This window comes from Hahella ganghwensis DSM 17046, assembly GCF_000376785.1.
Classification (GTDB): domain Bacteria; phylum Pseudomonadota; class Gammaproteobacteria; order Pseudomonadales; family Oleiphilaceae; genus Hahella; species Hahella ganghwensis.
This window is the reverse complement of record NZ_AQXX01000140.1, coordinates 111,034-126,690: the sequence shown is the minus strand read 5'-3', so window position 1 is coordinate 126,690 and position 15,657 is coordinate 111,034. Positions and strand designations below refer to the sequence as shown.

Annotated in this window: 12 protein-coding genes; 5 read left to right on the top strand and 7 right to left on the bottom strand. The window is 49.7% G+C overall.

All coding sequences use genetic code 11. The features are described from left to right. Positions 1-146: 146 nt before the first annotated feature. A complete protein-coding gene (locus F566_RS34295; RefSeq protein WP_020410220.1) occupies positions 147-785 on the bottom strand; it encodes a TetR/AcrR family transcriptional regulator in 639 nt (212 codons plus the stop codon). A 1-nt stretch (position 786) separates the two neighbouring features. Next, on the bottom strand, positions 787-1,209 hold the full coding sequence (locus F566_RS0127255; RefSeq protein WP_020410219.1) for a hypothetical protein: 423 nt from the start codon (positions 1,207-1,209) through the stop codon (positions 787-789). A 54-nt stretch (positions 1,210-1,263) separates the two neighbouring features. On the opposite strand from F566_RS0127255, the gene F566_RS0127250 reads away from it, so the two are divergent. Beyond that, complete coding sequence (locus F566_RS0127250; protein WP_020410218.1) at positions 1,264-1,836, top strand: DUF4275 family protein; 573 nt, start codon at positions 1,264-1,266, stop codon at positions 1,834-1,836. A 170-nt stretch (positions 1,837-2,006) separates the two neighbouring features. Here F566_RS0127250 and F566_RS0127245 read toward each other — a convergent pair whose 3' ends face one another. Then, on the bottom strand, positions 2,007-2,843 hold the full coding sequence (locus tag F566_RS0127245; protein WP_020410217.1) for an NPP1 family protein: 837 nt from the start codon (positions 2,841-2,843) through the stop codon (positions 2,007-2,009). A 243-nt stretch (positions 2,844-3,086) separates the two neighbouring features. On the opposite strand from F566_RS0127245, the gene F566_RS0127240 reads away from it, so the two are divergent. After that, the gene (locus F566_RS0127240) at positions 3,087-3,491 is read left to right on the top strand and encodes a hypothetical protein (RefSeq protein ID WP_157497143.1); all 405 of its coding nucleotides are present in this window, start codon (positions 3,087-3,089) and stop codon (positions 3,489-3,491) included. Positions 3,492-3,620: 129 nt separating this feature from the next. Then, positions 3,621-3,752, top strand: a complete 132-nt coding sequence (locus F566_RS37995) for a hypothetical protein (protein ID WP_020410215.1) — start codon at positions 3,621-3,623, stop codon at positions 3,750-3,752. 20 nt (positions 3,753-3,772) lie between these two features. Here the strand turns inward: F566_RS37995 and F566_RS0127230 are convergent, their stop codons facing one another. Together F566_RS0127230 and F566_RS37425 are read right to left on the bottom strand one after the other, a co-directional pair. Further along, a complete protein-coding gene (locus tag F566_RS0127230; RefSeq protein WP_020410214.1) occupies positions 3,773-5,416 on the bottom strand; it encodes a methyl-accepting chemotaxis protein in 1,644 nt (547 codons plus the stop codon). A gap of 428 nt (positions 5,417-5,844) precedes the next feature. Continuing rightward, a complete protein-coding gene (locus F566_RS37425; protein ID WP_083921192.1) occupies positions 5,845-8,784 on the bottom strand; it encodes a glycosyl hydrolase family 18 protein in 2,940 nt (979 codons plus the stop codon). Between the two features lie 773 nt (positions 8,785-9,557). Here F566_RS37425 and F566_RS0127220 point away from each other — a divergent pair. Both F566_RS0127220 and F566_RS0127215 read left to right on the top strand, forming a co-directional pair. Further along, positions 9,558-11,243 (top strand): glucan 1,4-alpha-maltotetraohydrolase domain-containing protein, encoded by a 1,686-nt coding sequence (locus F566_RS0127220; RefSeq protein WP_020410213.1) that lies wholly within the window; start codon positions 9,558-9,560, stop codon positions 11,241-11,243. Between the two features lie 148 nt (positions 11,244-11,391). Then, positions 11,392-12,111, top strand: coding sequence for a substrate-binding periplasmic protein (locus F566_RS0127215; protein ID WP_157497141.1), 720 nt, complete (start codon positions 11,392-11,394; stop codon positions 12,109-12,111). Between the two features lie 11 nt (positions 12,112-12,122). Here F566_RS0127215 and F566_RS0127210 read toward each other — a convergent pair whose 3' ends face one another. Both F566_RS0127210 and F566_RS0127205 read right to left on the bottom strand, forming a co-directional pair. Next, a complete protein-coding gene (locus tag F566_RS0127210; RefSeq protein ID WP_020410211.1) occupies positions 12,123-14,363 on the bottom strand; it encodes an ATPase, T2SS/T4P/T4SS family in 2,241 nt (746 codons plus the stop codon). Positions 14,364-14,395: 32 nt separating this feature from the next. Then, on the bottom strand, positions 14,396-15,652 hold the full coding sequence (locus F566_RS0127205; protein ID WP_020410210.1) for a sensor histidine kinase: 1,257 nt from the start codon (positions 15,650-15,652) through the stop codon (positions 14,396-14,398). Positions 15,653-15,657 lie beyond the last annotated feature (5 nt).

The window sequence follows — 15,657 nt, the reverse complement described above, 5'->3', positions numbered from 1 at the left end:
AATGTTGATGTTAGCATGGTCGGGTTGTAAGCCACCGTCGCCATTTATTAGCTAATTGAAACGACAAACAGTTTTTGTGTAATAAATGATATGCAATTGTTGGCAGGCAAGTGTTTTGAGAATCACGGTCTTTGGCTTTGCGCTGATTATTCTGTGAAGCGTTGAATAATCAGGTCAACTGCCTCCTCAGCCAACTGCATGGGATCTTTATTCTGGTGTTCCCCATCAGGTGCCAGGGGAGACCGGCCCTGCAGGATCAAAGAAGCCATGCCATGAACGCTGGACCAGAGTGTAAAGGCGGCAAGCTCCACAGGTATTTCTTTAAGGTATCCGGCTGCCTGACACTGCCGGATGCTTTCCTGTAGAAATGAGAGAGTGCGCAGGCCATCATCATGTGAGAAAGGGTTTTCCTGCAGTCTTTCATTGAGTGCTCTTCTGGGTCCCGGCAGATGAAACATGAGTTCATATAGTGCAGGGTTTTCCAAGGCAAAACGGATGTAGGCCAGGCCGCCAAGGCGTAATCGCTCTAAGGGATTGTCACCGGCATTGATAGCCGCTTCATTCTTGTAGGCGTACAACAGCTTGAACCCTTCATCGTGAATTGCCAGCAGGAGAGATTCTTTATTGGCAAAGTAGCGGTAAAGTGCCGGTGTCCGACAGCCCACGGCGGCGGCCACATCCTTCAGCGACAGGCTGTCCAGGCTTTGTTGCTCTGCCAGTTTCAATGCCGCTTCGAGGGCTGCCTGGCGAATATCGATTTGGTCTTCTTTGCGGGGGCGGGCCACATTAACTCCTGCTGGCACTGGCTTCCAGGGGCTGACTGGAATTGATTAACCGGTTCATTTTAAACACATTCACAATCAGCACCAGGATGAGTGTTGTGCCCACAATGATCACCGGATAGACCGCAGGCGTTTGTGCAAAGAAAGCAGGGGATTCACCCGGATAAAGTTTGTGTGGACCAAATGATAATAAAGATTCCAGGGCGATGATCCCGGCGACTGTCGGAAGCCATCGTGAACCTGTCAATATCAGTCCGATACAGAGAGCACTGAGTGCCATTGAGGCAGCCAGAGTTGGCGCGATAAATGCCGGTGGATGAGGCATGGTCTGAGTGAACAAGGCTGACAGCATAATCAGCTTGAGCATGACCAGTCCGAGCAAAGCGCTGATAGCGAGTGTACGATGTTTGTCCAATGGTTTGGCCATGCTTTCCTGCTCCTTCAAATAAGTTAATCAAATTAAGTTAATGGGATTAACTTATTGGTTGGTGAGAAATTAGTCAAATTCTCATTTATGAATATGAGCTGGACAGGAGCGAATGATAAGCTGCATCAATTAGTTATCGGTTTTAAAGGTCTTGGTAGAGTGGAGATTGAATTCGATTTTGGCCCTGGTAAGGTGGTAAAGACATTTGACCTTAACCAATCCAGGCAAGTTGGAAGAGACTGGATGTCGGTCTATTGCAAGAATGAGCAAGGTTACAATACAAAAGCGTTTAAATGGCACATATTCAGTGGTGGAGGCTATCCCAGTGTGTCTGGAGAAGAAGCTCGTGCTGCCTATGGACAACACGAAGCGACACTTTATGTGATCATGCCTAATACAGGTGGCTGTGCAGTGTTGACTGATGCCAAGCCGACAAGCTGTTCATTATCAGATTACTATGTCTTCCCGGAAAATCTCGCATGGACTATGGCATTCACTCATGAAGAGGGTTGGCTAGGCCCGTATTTCGCTAAACATCCTCAGTACTCTTCTTTGCAGCAGGAGATCTTCCAGCAAATTGAAAAGCAGCACCAGAAAGAGCTCGCTCGTAAAAAAGGATGGTGGTAACAACTCATATCAAAAGCGCCCGATATCGAGCGCTTTGAGGCAGTCGCTTGGCAACTGCCAGAGATGTCAAAATTTTCAGGCTTTGGAGAAGATCTGCATAAACATGTCATAGTCGGCGCCCGGGCCTGGATCGCTATCGGCAGCATGCTCTGGCGCATACAGGCTGTCTGTTATTGCGAAGCAGTGACATCTGAGCTGGTAAATGTCGGATAACCAGAAGGTTTGTATTCGTTGATATTGTTCAGGAAGTTGCTGTCCTTCATGGGAATGGTTGCTGAGCCATAGTCGTAGCTGTTCAGCCGCTGGCGCATTGCCTCGTTATCTAGGCCGTCTCCAGTGACTTGATACCAACTGATGATGGTTGGTGTCAGAAATGATCCATAGGGGTTTTCGGCATATTCATTACTTTTGGCAAAGCGCATGGCATGCGTGGTGATGCCATCTTTGTGATAGACAATTTTCAGGTGGCCGTTTTCAAACGGGAGCTCAGATGCAGGTTTGGTGAACAAGTCGCCATGGGCACTGTAGCTGCCATGAGTGACAACACCATTTTTCGTCCATACGGCAGCGTGTTCCCAATCATGTCGATGTCCGCCTCCAAAATAGTGGAACACCTGATCTTTTTCAAAATACAGGGCATAGAAGTGTCCACAATAGGTGTCTCCGTTGCTGGTTTTGCACACATAACGGTGCAGTGTATTGGAAGTCAGCAGGAAATTGCCTGAACGGCAGCCGCCGGTGATGGTACCGGAAGTTTTCAGTCCGGCATTTTGTTCGCCGCTACGGCTGATACCTGCGCTTGGAAGGCAGCCGTCACCATCAAAATCAAATACGGGTTCTAGGTTGTTGATCACGCCGTTGGGCGGTAATGCTTCGTCCAGTTTGGCAAAATCACTTGCCTGGGCGTGATGGGTGATGAGCAAAGCCAGGACAGTGCAGGTCATGACAGGTAAGACGGTGAGTCGTAAAGCGGAAAGTCGGGCCGTCAGGGGAATGCTATTATTCATCTTATTCTATTCCTTTGAAGTTCCTTGTAAGTGATTACTTATGTTGCGGAACCAATATATATCCTTTGCATACGACAGGAATGTGACGTCGGGGACAGTTTTTGACTTCGGTGCCGATAGTTGATTCAATCTTTTCGAGAGATCAATAGTCCGATCGCCATAGACGATCCTACCGATTGAGGGTCAGCCAACCAATCTGGAGAATGCGGAAAACCTTAGGCTCGACGTTATCAGGTGAAACAGGTGTTGGCAGCGCAGTCCGGTGAATCGGTAAATCAGGATTCCTGGTCAATCGCCCAGGTAGGTGCGTGGTTGGCGGTATTCGCAATGGCCGTTTTCGCCACACTGAACATCAAGGGTGAGGATCAGATCGTGAAGGTCAGGTATCTCCAGCATGCCTGTGAGAATTGCTATCACCTGAAAGTGGAAGCGGCAACCGATGTAACCCTGGTTGAGCGCGTCATTGTTCCTGCCTCAAACAACCTTGAAGTCTCCGACCTGATCGCTGAAGCGGTCAATTCCGGGGAAAGCCTCTGCCTTTACGGCTCGCCCTATTTGTTTAACTTTGATCCTGTTCAACTGGAGCCGGAAGGTATTCGGTTTTATGTGAAAGCGCGTTATCTGGCTGAACAGTGTCAAACTCTGTAACCCTTTTTTTGTTGTCCCTTCGTGATAGAGTTCTCAGTATTAACAACCCAGAGCCAGTTGAGATTAACGATGACATCTCAACATACTTCATCATTATGTTGATCGCCACCGTAGCGATTGGGGGGGGGCATGCTGGGGTATGCTTATGCAACGGGCAAAACCCGACAGATGCTGGCAAGCAAGCGAGCCCGGCGCAATGTCAACCGTACGGCCGGTGGCATCATGGCTTGCAGCGGCGTCCTGCTCGCTGCTAAAGCCTGATGCATGATGTTGAAAACCTATCAAGTGGAAAATTGATTCACCAGGGCCTGTAGATTACTCGCCATACGGGCAAGATCCTGGCTGGCAGATGTCGTATGTGCCGTGCTGGTGGACGTTTCCGTTGCCATTTCGTTGATTTGATCGATATTTCGGTTCAGCCCTTCCAGCACTTGAGCCTGTTGTTCCGCTGCACTGGCGATTTGGGTACTCATATCTGTGATCCGACTCACGGACTCGACAATGGTGGACAGCAGAGTGGTTGAGTTCTGTGCGTAATCGACAGCGGACTTTGCCTGCTGGCGGCTTTCTTCCATGACCTTGACGGCTTCCCGTGATCCTTCCTGCAGTTTACAGATCATTTCGTTGATCTTTTCGGTGGATTCCTGAGTTCGCGCCGCCAGAGCCCTGACCTCATCAGCCACGACAGCAAATCCACGACCCTGCTCTCCGGCTCTGGCCGCTTCGATGGCAGCGTTAAGCGCCAGCAGGTTAGTCTGCTCTGCGATGCCGTTGATCACTTCAACGATGGAATTGATTTCCGTGCTATGAGTCTCCACCTGCTCGAAGGTGTGAGCAGAGCGTTCAATTTGCATGGCCAGCTCGTTAATCTGTTCAACCGCTTTGGCGACGACATCCTGTCCGGTCTGGGAATGCTGATTGGCTTCGCTGGCTGCGCCTGCTGTCGCATGGATGTTGCCTGCCACATCCTGAACGGTGGCGGTCATTTCATTCATGGCGGAAGCGACCTGTTCGGTTTCGTGCTGCTGCTGGTTAATGATCTTGCCAGTCTGTTCCGTAATGACAGAGAGTTCCTCTGAAGCGGAAGAAAGCTCATCGGTTGTCGAGCTGATCGCGCCCAGCATGTCCAGTAACTTTTTACGCATTCCGTTCATGGCGTTGAGCAACTCACCAATCTCGTCTTTGCTGGTGACCTGTATTTCCTGCTTCAGGTCTCCGGAGGCGATGGTAATTGATTGTCTGATGGCTTTGACAATAGCACTGGCAATCAGCCAACCCAATACCAACCCGAACACTGTGCTGATCAGGCTGATGATCCACAGTACTTTGACGGCGGCGATTTCCTTGTCCCTGGCAGTCAGCGCACTTTTCTCGGTAAACCCACTGATTTCCCGGACCAGTGATGACAGCTGCTGATCCAGCCTTTTCTGCTCGCCTTCAGTGGTTAGAAGCAGATTTTTATCGGCGTTGGCACCGGCACCGAAGAGTTCTTTGACATGCCTGATGTAATTCAGATAGATCCCTTCGATATTGTTCAGTTTGGTCTGGACTGATTTGAACTGCTGCAGGGCTTCCTGGGTTTCAATGGTTGAGAGCGCAGAGTTAACCAATGAATTTGCTTCTTTGAATTCTTGCTGGATGGTTGATGTCAGCTTGTCGAAGCGATTCTGACTTGCCTGAACGTCAGCCGCGTTGGAGAGATGAAGAGCCTTTTCAAAGGCTACAGCCTGTTCAAGTTGGTGGATGGTAATCGTTGTCAGTATTTCCGTTAGAGGTATATCGGCTTCTACGACTTCAGTCAGTTTTTTTCCAATCCCTGTCATGGTGACGATGGCAAATCCTGAGTTCAGAAATAGCAGGAGCAGTAAAATACACACTAGTCCAATTAGCTTTATTTTTATGGAAAGGTTGTGATACCAGCTCATGGATATTTGTCTCCGGTTAATCTAGGGACTCACAGAAAAACATCTGTGTTGCCATTGATACGTCAGAAGTTGGATAAAGTGTTTATTTATCCCGACTCAACTGCACTTTCTTTCAGTTTTTTTTTGCCAGGCCAACTTTTTGCCTTGCTTTAGCGTCTTCGCCAAAGTTTTTTATACTCCCGAGGATTGCCCCAAAATGAGAGGACGACAAAGTTAAGTGTAGACACTGGATGAAAAGCGACAAGGCGTTGGCATTGAGTTTAAGCAGTTTGAATTTCGTTGTCGGGCATGAACGAAGATCAAGTGTTCACTGAAAGGGAAGGCAAGGGTAGGTGGAATTGCGCTGATCGATGGAGGGTGGGCGAAAACGGAGACACCGGGACGAGTCGGTATCTCCGTGGTTTGTTACCGCTTATGTTCTTTTGGTGCTATTGCTGCGGATGGCCAAGTCCTTCATGGATCGCATTCAGGATATTGCCGTTGTCCGCATCGATTTCCCAGCTGAATATGCCGGCGAATCCATTATTCCGGACATACTGTCCCTTGGCTTTGACAGAACGAGCGTTATCAAAGGTAATCAGGGAGCCGTTGGAGTAGTTCCACAGATAAGGAGCTTCGGCTGATTCGTCATAGAAATACTTATAGCCGTTAACACCCTGGCCGTTGGCACCACCCAGCATGTTCTGCTCAATCGCACGGTAATCCAGGACTCCGTCTTCCCAGGTGCCGGCATGTTTACCGCCACCGGTGCCTACGAATGGGTCAGTTTCTGTCCCGCCGGATACACCTTTCCAACCGCGTCCATACATGGCGGCACCAATTACCAGTTTGTTGGCAGGAACGCCGGCCGCCATCAGGTTGTCCAGGGTGGCTTCAGCGCTGAAACCTTCATGGATTTCGTGATCAGCCGGGTAGATACCGGTCTGGTGGCCCAGTTCGTTATTCCAGGCACCGTAGTAGTCGTAAGTCATGGCAAAGATATAGTCCATGTACTGTACGGCGTTGGAGTAATTGACTGAGTCAATCTTGCTGGGCGCGGCACCCACAGCTGAAGTCAGCTGATATTCGCGTCCGGTTTCAGCTTCCAGGGTATCCAGGGCTGCACGCAGGTCGTGCATCAGCTCTGCATAACCATCGCGATCCTGTGGCAAGCCAAGGTCGGGATTGGCTCCGCCACCACCGGGATACTCCCAATCGATATCCACACCGTCAAAGAACTTGTAGGTTTTCAGGAAGTCGATGACGGAATCCACGAAAACAGCACGTTTTTGAGGGTCGTTGGCAAAATAGTGGAATGGGTCAGACAGGGTCCAGCCACCAATGGAAGGCAGGATGGTGATATCTGGATGAGTCTTTTTCAGGCGGCGCAGTTGGCCGAAGTTTCCACGGATTGGATCATCCCATTTGTCGCCTGGATAGCTTTTTTCCAGTGCGGCAAAGCGGTCGTGGATCGTGACTGTGTAATCCTGTTGATCGCTGCACTCATTCATCAGTACCGAATGGCCTTGTGGGTTGGCGATTCGCAGAGATTCATTGGGCCCACAGACTGCAATAAAAGCATACAGAAGGTGGGTCAGGTTACGCGCGGGAATTTTTTCCACCGGGAAGTTACGGCCATAAACGCCCCATTCAACGAAGTAGGTGCCAACAACGCTGCCAGTAGTGTTTTCATAAGGCTTGTTGTTCTCGTACAGAGGTTTTGGCCAGCCGGTGGTATCGACGTCATCATCGTTGCCGTTATCGTCACCGCCGTTATCACCACCATCATCTCCGCCGTCACCCGGGCAGCCGGAATCGTCTACCAGCTCCCATGGACCCCATTGGCTTGAGCCGGGTACATTGCCCTTTGTCCACCATTTAGCACTGTAGATGGCGCCATCGTAGTAGACCTGCATACCTTGGGTATAGGTTTCCGAAGCACTCCACTCGGGCGCGGTGGTATCGCAGTCGCCGGAATCACCACCAGAGTCTCCTCCGGTATCACCGCCGTTGTCCCCATTATCTCCACCGGTATCGCCGCCAGTGTCCCCGTTATCTCCGCCGGTATCACCACCATCATCGCCACCTGTGTCTCCACCGTTGTCATTGCCGTCAGTGGCGTTCAGACCTTCCAGTGTGGCTTGAGTGAAGGCACCTGCGGGGGAATCGATACCTGAACACAGATCAAGGCCGCCATTACAGTTCTGGCCCTGGTCACGACTGATTGCCCAGAAACCGATCGAGTAAAGACCATTCTCGCGGGCAAAGGTTGCCTGGTTCTTCTGCTCTTCAATCGAGGTCACATGGCTGTCATCCGCCATACCGATCATGCTGATGATGCCATACATGTTGCGGGCTTTCGGGAAATTATCGAAGCCTGAGGCACAGTCTCTGGCAACCGGTTCTGAGCATTCACCGGTAATCTCCTTGGCGATCATGCCGACAGATACTTTCGCTGCCTGATAAACGTCCCGGTTAAGGCTGTAGTAATCGAATGACATGGCCGTGACGGCAGTTAGGGCATCTGCCTGGTACATTTTTTTCGCCATGCCGATGACTGAGTCAGACAGACCATATTCGCCGCCATAGCTGGGGACGGTCAGGGTAATGTCGTGGTTGGGTAGTTGCTTGCGCACTTCGGCCATGATGGCGACCATCTTATCGACTGCAGCCGGGTTCTCGGTGTAGGACCCCTCGAAGTCCACGTCGATAAAGTCAAAGTGATTGTCCTGGATGAAGTTCACGAACTTGGTGGCAACTTCCTGGGCAGTTCCGGGCATATCGGTCAGATAGCCGGCAGTCGCTCCGCCGGTTGAAACACCGACTTTTACGCCTTTCTGGCGGGCTGCATTGATTTGCCTGGTCAGTTCATTGGCGTCGTCTGACTGCAGCTTGATTTCGTCACCATAGGCCAAGGCGAAAGCCATCAGAACGTGATCTACATTCGCCGGCATCTGACTGATGTCATTCAGCCAGTAAGAGGAATTTTGAAGGCTCCAGGAATAAAAATAGGGGACGAACTTGGTGCCGGTAAGATCGCCGGTATTGCCGTCGTCTCCACCGTTATCTCCATCGTCTCCGCCATTATCACCACCGTCATCACCGCCATTGTCTCCGCCGCTGCAGTGATCAGGTTCTTCGTAACGCCAGAGTGATCCGACTTCCGGTGTCCAACCAGTGCCCGGATAGGCTGTGTGGGTAGTCAAAGCTTCATAAATTCCGGCGTTGTAGGTGACGTACTGGCCGGCGGTGAAGGTATCTCCTTCCTGCCAGGGCCCGGAGACCTGGCTACAATCCACACCCCAGGCAATCTGGGAGGCGGCAATGAGGCCTGCGCAAAGCGCTGACTTCATCATTCCGGATTTACTATGTCTTAAGTTTGTGAACATAGGGATATCCTTTAGTCAATTGATTCGTTGTCAAAAGCAGGAAAAGTCCGTTCGCCATGTTGACGACCACAACCGACACAACCCCGATGGAGCTCCCATAAAGCCTCCCGGCTTCACTGTGAAAGCCCTTACCAGCACAAAGCGCTCTTCCATTCACTCAATTGCCAGTACTGCGTAATCCATCGCTGAACAAATGTCCCTGCAGGCGCCTGGTGGTGTCTGCTCATTTTTCGAGCAGAGTTCAAAATACCAAATAGATACCAAAAATGGCAATAATTTGTTCATATTTTGACAAATGGAATTGTAAAGGGTCCAGAAGTTCTCACTTGAAATTGGATTTATAACTAAAGAGGTATACTTCGTGACGAAAGTGGTAAATACCATTTTAGGCTCTTAATGAGGGCTGACAATCTGTCGTAGTGCCTAGTCTGTTGAGGATAAATCAATCATTTTTATGGAAAATAAACGATAAATAATGAATTTTTGAGACTTGATCGATTTAACTGCTGAGGAAATTGGTATTGCTTTTCTGATATAAGACTTAGTGTTCTATAATGAATTCGTGTTCATCTATTCGAGGATAGCGTTTACCGGATAATCTCCCCCGCAAAATACCCCCCTGGGAGGATAGTGTGATCAATAGTCTCGCTCTTAGTATTAGTCAGGCTCTATGGCCGAGTTGACTGTTTGACGACGGCCTTTGGCTCAACACCGGATATCCAGAAGGAATATCCAACGAAAACAAGAACAAAATTCCAAAGGAGCATGCTGCTATGTCTTCCAATTTCAACGCACCTATCAAAGCCAACGCGTCTACCAAATCAGGCACGAGCCGCCTTTCTCTCTGTATAAAGGTATTGTCTGTTTCCTGTGTTTCTTCTCTCGTAAGTCTGGCGTCTCTGGCGGTTGCGGATGTCCCTGGAAAAAGCGGTGAGGGGGTACGATTCCACGGCGGTGATGAAATCATTCTCCAGGGGTTTCACTGGAATGTCGTGAGAACCGCAGAAAATAACTGGTATAACGTTTTGCAAAGTAAAGCGGCAGATATCGCCGCTGACGGGTTCACCGCTATATGGTTACCGCCTGTTTGGCGGGACCAGTCGTCCTATGACGCCGGATCAGGTGTCACCTTCGGTGGCGAGGGATATTTCTGGTCGGATTTCAATAAAAACAGTCGTTACGGTAATGATGCCCAGCTTAAAGCGGCTGCCTCGGCGTTAACTTCGCAGGGCGTCAAAGTTCTCTACGATATGGTGCCCAATCACCATAATCGCGGCCACACGGGAGATGAGCTGGATTTACCTTCCTGGCAGGGACATTATCGCTCAGACTGTAGTTTCTGTGATGATGGTGATCCATTCATCAGCGGTGATTCAGATTTCAATACAGCGGACAGTACGGTCTATAACCTCTTTCTGAACGAAATGAGTAACCTGAAGAATAACTATCAGGCAGGAGGCTTTCGTTTTGATTTCGTTCGTGGTTATGACCCGGCCAGGATTAATGCCTGGGTGGGGAACTCCCATGACAGTAGTTACTGTGTCGGGGAGCTCTGGAAATCTTCGGGTGAATATCCCGCCTCTGACTGGCGTCACTCGGCCAGCTGGCAGGAAATTATCAAGGATTTTGCGGATAACTCGAATTGCTCTGTCTTCGATTTTGCCCTGAAAGAACGTTTTCAGAACGGCAGTATCTCTGATTGGCGCAATGGCCTAAACGGTAATCCGAATGCCCGTTGGCGTGAGGTTGCTGTCACCTTTGTGGATAACCACGACACCGGATATTCTCCGGGACCTCTGGGTGGTCAGCACCATTGGGCTCTGCCAGACGCGAAACGTAAGATGGCCTATGCTTTTATCCTTTCAAGTCCGGGTACACCGGTGGTGTATTGGTCGCATATGTATGACTGGGGACTGGAGTCTTTTATTCGCCATCTGATTCAGGTTCGCAAAAATGCAGGTATCAAGGCTTATTCTCCCATCAACTTCCATGATGGGTTCAGTGGCCTGGTGGGCACCACGACTGGTGACAGTGGCAAGATCCTGTTTGCGCTGGATTCCAATATTAGCGACCCGACAGCAGTTGCCTCAGGCTCCTGGACCCAGGTGGTGAATGAGGATAATGGACAGATTCAAATCTGGTCACAGGGGGCCAGCGGCGGTACGACAGTGCCGGTTGACTTTCAATGCAACAACGGCATTACAACACCGGGTAACAGTGTTTATGTGGTCGGGAATAATGCGAATCTCGGTAACTGGAATGTCGCTTCGGCGATCAAGCTTGATCCTACCGCCTACCCAACGTGGACTGGAACGATCACATTGAACAGTGGTTCCTCTTCTGAATGGAAATGCATTATTCGAAGTGAAGCCAATCCCAGTGAGGTTATTCAGTGGGAAAGCGGTGCCAATAATACGGTGACGGCGGCTCAGGGTGTTAGTACCGTCGGAACTTTTTAATCGGATATCTCTTGCCCTGGTGTAAGGCAGTAGAGTAATTGCCTCTCAGGCGATGATAATCAACTATGCTTAACAGCATTCGTGCAGGACAGGAGATGTCATGATGTGTCAAGGCTGGCTCCGGAGGCTAGGTATATTTCTTTGCCTGGTGCTTTATTGCGGAACTGCTAGACCGGAGATTGAGATTCGTTTAGTCACAGGAGAGTTTCCCCCTTTTACGGGGGAAAACCTGCCCAATGGCGGCTTTTTTACTGAACTAGTCAGCACTGTTTTCTACGAGCTTGGCTACGCGATTGATATCAGTTTTGCACCATGGAAGCGTGGCTATCAGGATACTCTGGAAGGGAAATATTCTGCTACATTCCCCTACAGCTATAGTCAGGAAAGGGCTAGGCATTTTAAGTATTCAGAACCATTGCGCATAAATACAGTGCATATTTTCGTGCATAGAGATTCGCTTTTGCGTTATCAGGAATTGAAGGATCTTCATGGAGCGAGATTTTGTACTGGGTTGGGCTATAACATTTTTCCGCCGTTAAGAGAGGCGCGGGATATGAAGATAATATCGATTACAACTGTGCCGAAAATTGAGAACTGTTTCCGGATGATTGCTAATCGACGTATGGATGCAACTTTTTTGAATTCTGAAGTAGGCTGGGAAGAGGCTTTCAGAGCGACAGGAGATGCGGATCAGTTTAAAACCCTGGAAAAGCCGATCTATGTGGTTCGGGAGTATTTGATCCTGTCGAAGGAATATCCAGAAAGCGAGATGCTGTTGAATAACTTCAATACTGGCTTGAACAGGTTGATAGAGAATGGCAGGTATCAGGAAATCGCTGATCACCACGGAGTGAAATTAGAGCACTAAGCTGCAAAATGCTATATCTCAATTTGCGTACCCAGGACGCGCAGCACCTCGTAAGTGGTGGTCAGGCCATTCTGTACCCTGGACTTGGCATCTTCTGCCAAAGTCGTCATTCCATTGGCAACGGCAATTTCCTGGAGTTCCTTGCTCGAAGCGCCCGCGGCAATGTAATGGCGAAGTTCTTCAGTGAAGGTCAAAACTTCATAAATACCGATACGTCCTTTGTAGCCATGGTTGCATTTGGGACATCCTTTGCCTTGATAGGTTTTCATTTGAGGATCATCAAATAACGGACCCAGCAGGTAGACCTCTTCTTCATTGGGTGTGATTTCTTCCCGGCAATATTCGCAGATTTTTCGGACCAGTCTTTGGGCGATAATGCATTCCATTGCCTGGGCAACAACAAAAGGTTTAATTCCCAGGTCCAGCAAGCGGGCAATGGTACCTACCGAAGAATTGGTGTGCAGGGTTGAAAAAACGAGGTGTCCGGTGAGTGAGGCATGCAGTGAAACTTCTGCGGTTTCAAAGTCACGGATTTCCCCCAGCAGAATAATATCCGGATCCTGTCTCAGAATTGCCCGGAGTACTGACGCAAAGCTCAGACCTATTTTTTCCCGAACGGAAACCTGACCTGCCATATCCAGATAAAACTCGACCGGATCTTCGATGGTGACGTAGTTTTTTTCTGTTGTGGCGTTATGCTGCAAGAGGGCATAAAGGGAGGTGCTTTTACCGCTTCCTGTGGGGCCGGTAGCCAGAATCATTCCCTGAGGCTTGTTAATGGAAGCTTCCAGACGCTTGGCATTGAACTCCGAGAGTCCAAGGCTACCCAGGTTTTTCACCGAAGAGTTGCGCTCAAGCACACGCATCACCACCTTTTCACCGTTAAGGGTGGGCAGTGTGGAAATTCGGAGGTCGACCACTCGCATGGGGGTTTTGACTGTGATCCTGCCATCCTGGGGACGTCGGCGCTCGCTGATATCAAGCTCTGACATTACTTTGATTCTGGATACCAGGGACATGTGCATATTGTGGGGTATGCGGATTTTATCCTCCAGAACCCCGTCAATACGATAACGCACGACGATTTGATTGGTGCGCGGGTGTATGTGGATGTCGCTGGCGCCCAGACGCAGCGCTTCTACAATGATGGCATTCACCAGTCTTACCGCAGGAGGCTGCTCAGTTTCTCTGAGTAATTCCTCAAGGGATTCGTCGTCCTCATCTTCGATGACTACTTCGATGCCTTCAAAAGGATCGACACCGGAGACAATGCTTTCAAGATCCTTGAACGAAGTTTCGTCTTCGCCATACAGTTCCTGGAGTTTTCCTTCCACTTCTGAAACCGTGCTGATCACGGGATCTATCTGCAGAGCGGTGGTAAAGCCGAGTTCATCAATCAGTTCTACATTCAGCGGATCAGCCATGGCCAGGAGCAATCGTTTGCCGGTGACTCTGAGCGGTATGATCAGTTGTTTTTGGCAGAAGGATTTGGGTATGAGTGACAGGACTGCCGGATCAACCTGAAATTCCGCCAAGGCCACTTCTTCGAAGAACATTTCTTTTTTTAGCAGGCTGAGTAGTTTCTTCTCTTGAATCCATTGCTTTTCCAGAAGCAATTTGACAACCGGTTGCTTGCGGGACTGCTGAAGTTTAAATATTTGCTGTACCTGTTGTTTATTCAATAGATTATGCTTGTGCAACATCAAAGCCAACTGGCTGCGGTTCTGCTGAGCCAGCTTGGAAAATGTTTCCAGGTCTTTTTGTTGTTGCGCTGCAGTTTTTTCCAGCAGTTTGTTTTTCTGGATCAGGTCATACTGTTCCAACGCCAGAGCAACAGTGACGCGGAGGTCATCGTCATTCCAGGGTTTGAGGATAAACCGATAGACAGCACCTTCTTTGATGGCCGACATGACGGCCGTGGTGTCGGCGTGTCCGGTCAGCATGATACGCATGGTGTCCGGCGATTGCTCTTTGACTTTGTGGAGCAGCTCAGCACCGCTCATGCCAGGCATCATGTAGTCTGATATCATCAGGTGAATACGAGTATTTGATATGATCTGCAGACCCTCAACACCATTGCCTGCTGTATAGATGCGGTAGTTTTCCTTCCTGAATACCCGGGTGAGTGCGTTGAGCACAGCCGCATCGTCATCAACCAGTAGCAGGTTGTATTCTGCGATCCCTTTGTCTGTCACCTGAGGGGAATTAGAGTTCTCCTCCTGATTCACGAATAATGATGCGAAACGAGACATATATCACCTGGTGGGTTTGAGGCTTGTGGTGATCAGTTTGTCTCCGGCGGCTCATGGGCCGTTACCGGAAATTCAATCTGAACGCGGCTTCCCTCTCCCGGTTGACTGATAACTTTGATGGTACCCTGGTGAGCCTGAATAATATCTCGGCAGACCGTCAGACCCAGTCCTGTACCCGATCCAACAGGTTTGGTCGTAAAGAAGGGTTCGTATATCCGACCGAGGGTCTTGGTATCCATGCCGCACCCGGAGTCTTCGATATCGATGAAAATTCTATGGTTCTGCTCATGGCAGCGTACCAGAATCTTTCCAGTGTTTTCGATGGACTGGACGGCATTCAGTAGAATCGCGTAAAGCGCCTGACAGACAGCGGCCTTGTCCATCATGATCGGCGACACTTCTGCTAGTTCCCGAGTGAGTTCAATGCGCTCTTCCAACAGCGGATGTGACAGGTAACAGATACTTTCCAGAATCTCATGCATCAAGACCTGTTGCCTGGCACTGGTCTCAGCACCGACAAATCCTTTCAGATCTCTGACGATTCTGGTGACCCGGGCCACCCCGTCAATGGTTTCCTTCATCAGGGTTTGTAGGTCACTGATGACGAAATCCAGGTCGAAGTTCTCCGACACTGCCGTGATATTCTGACCCTGTCTTAATGCCGTGACGGCTTCGTCAATTTCTCGCAGGTAGGATTTACCCGAATTCATGTTGGACTGAATGAACCCCAATGGATTATTGATCTCGTGAGCAACTCCGGCACCCAGCTGAGCCAGGGCACTGAGTTTTTCCGCCTCATAAACCTGTCGCTGGCGTAGTTCGATCTGCCCAACTTGTTCTTGAACCCGATGTTCCAGTTGTACTGCCAGCTCCCGATATTTGGCCTCGGATTCCATTAGCCGCTGGTGCTTGGTTTGTAGATCGTCGAAATCCTGAAGTACAACCGCATGATGCGCGACGGCTGCCAGCCGGTATCTCGAGGCCTGAAACAGTACGGATTCAAACAGATTTGCTGCAGCCTTCGCCGATTCAGAGGGAGCTTCCGTGACCAGATAGGCAACCGGGCAGATCTGGTATCTGATCGGGTAGGAAGTGTTGATGTCGCTTGCCATGTCACAGGCGTCGATAATCTTAGCGGAGGTGTTCAGAAGAACAGACAGTTTATTTTCCAACTGTTCTATCTCTTTGTCGCTGAGCAAATCCTTGAGAGTGAAATCCGGATCAATATCGGAAATGGGTTTACTGAGTTTTTCCGTTGCTGGTGAAGCTTTAAAATCCGAATCTGTCATCGTTG

What these genes read in the sequence shown, in the direction of transcription:
- F566_RS0127205 (WP_020410210.1), bottom strand. Translation starts at nt 15,652, where the DNA reads ATGACAGATTCGGATTTTAAAGCTTCACCAGCAACGGAAAAACTCAGT.
- F566_RS0127255 (WP_020410219.1), bottom strand. Translation starts at nt 1,209, where the DNA reads ATGGCCAAACCATTGGACAAACATCGTACACTCGCTATCAGCGCTTTG.
- F566_RS0127220 (WP_020410213.1), top strand. Translation starts at nt 9,558, where the DNA reads ATGTCTTCCAATTTCAACGCACCTATCAAAGCCAACGCGTCTACCAAA.
- F566_RS0127210 (WP_020410211.1), bottom strand. Translation starts at nt 14,363, where the DNA reads ATGTCTCGTTTCGCATCATTATTCGTGAATCAGGAGGAGAACTCTAAT.
- F566_RS0127245 (WP_020410217.1), bottom strand. Translation starts at nt 2,843, where the DNA reads ATGAATAATAGCATTCCCCTGACGGCCCGACTTTCCGCTTTACGACTC.
- F566_RS0127230 (WP_020410214.1), bottom strand. Translation starts at nt 5,416, where the DNA reads ATGAGCTGGTATCACAACCTTTCCATAAAAATAAAGCTAATTGGACTA.
- F566_RS37425 (WP_083921192.1), bottom strand. Translation starts at nt 8,784, where the DNA reads ATGTTCACAAACTTAAGACATAGTAAATCCGGAATGATGAAGTCAGCG.
- F566_RS37995 (WP_020410215.1), top strand. Translation starts at nt 3,621, where the DNA reads ATGCTGGGGTATGCTTATGCAACGGGCAAAACCCGACAGATGCTGGCA.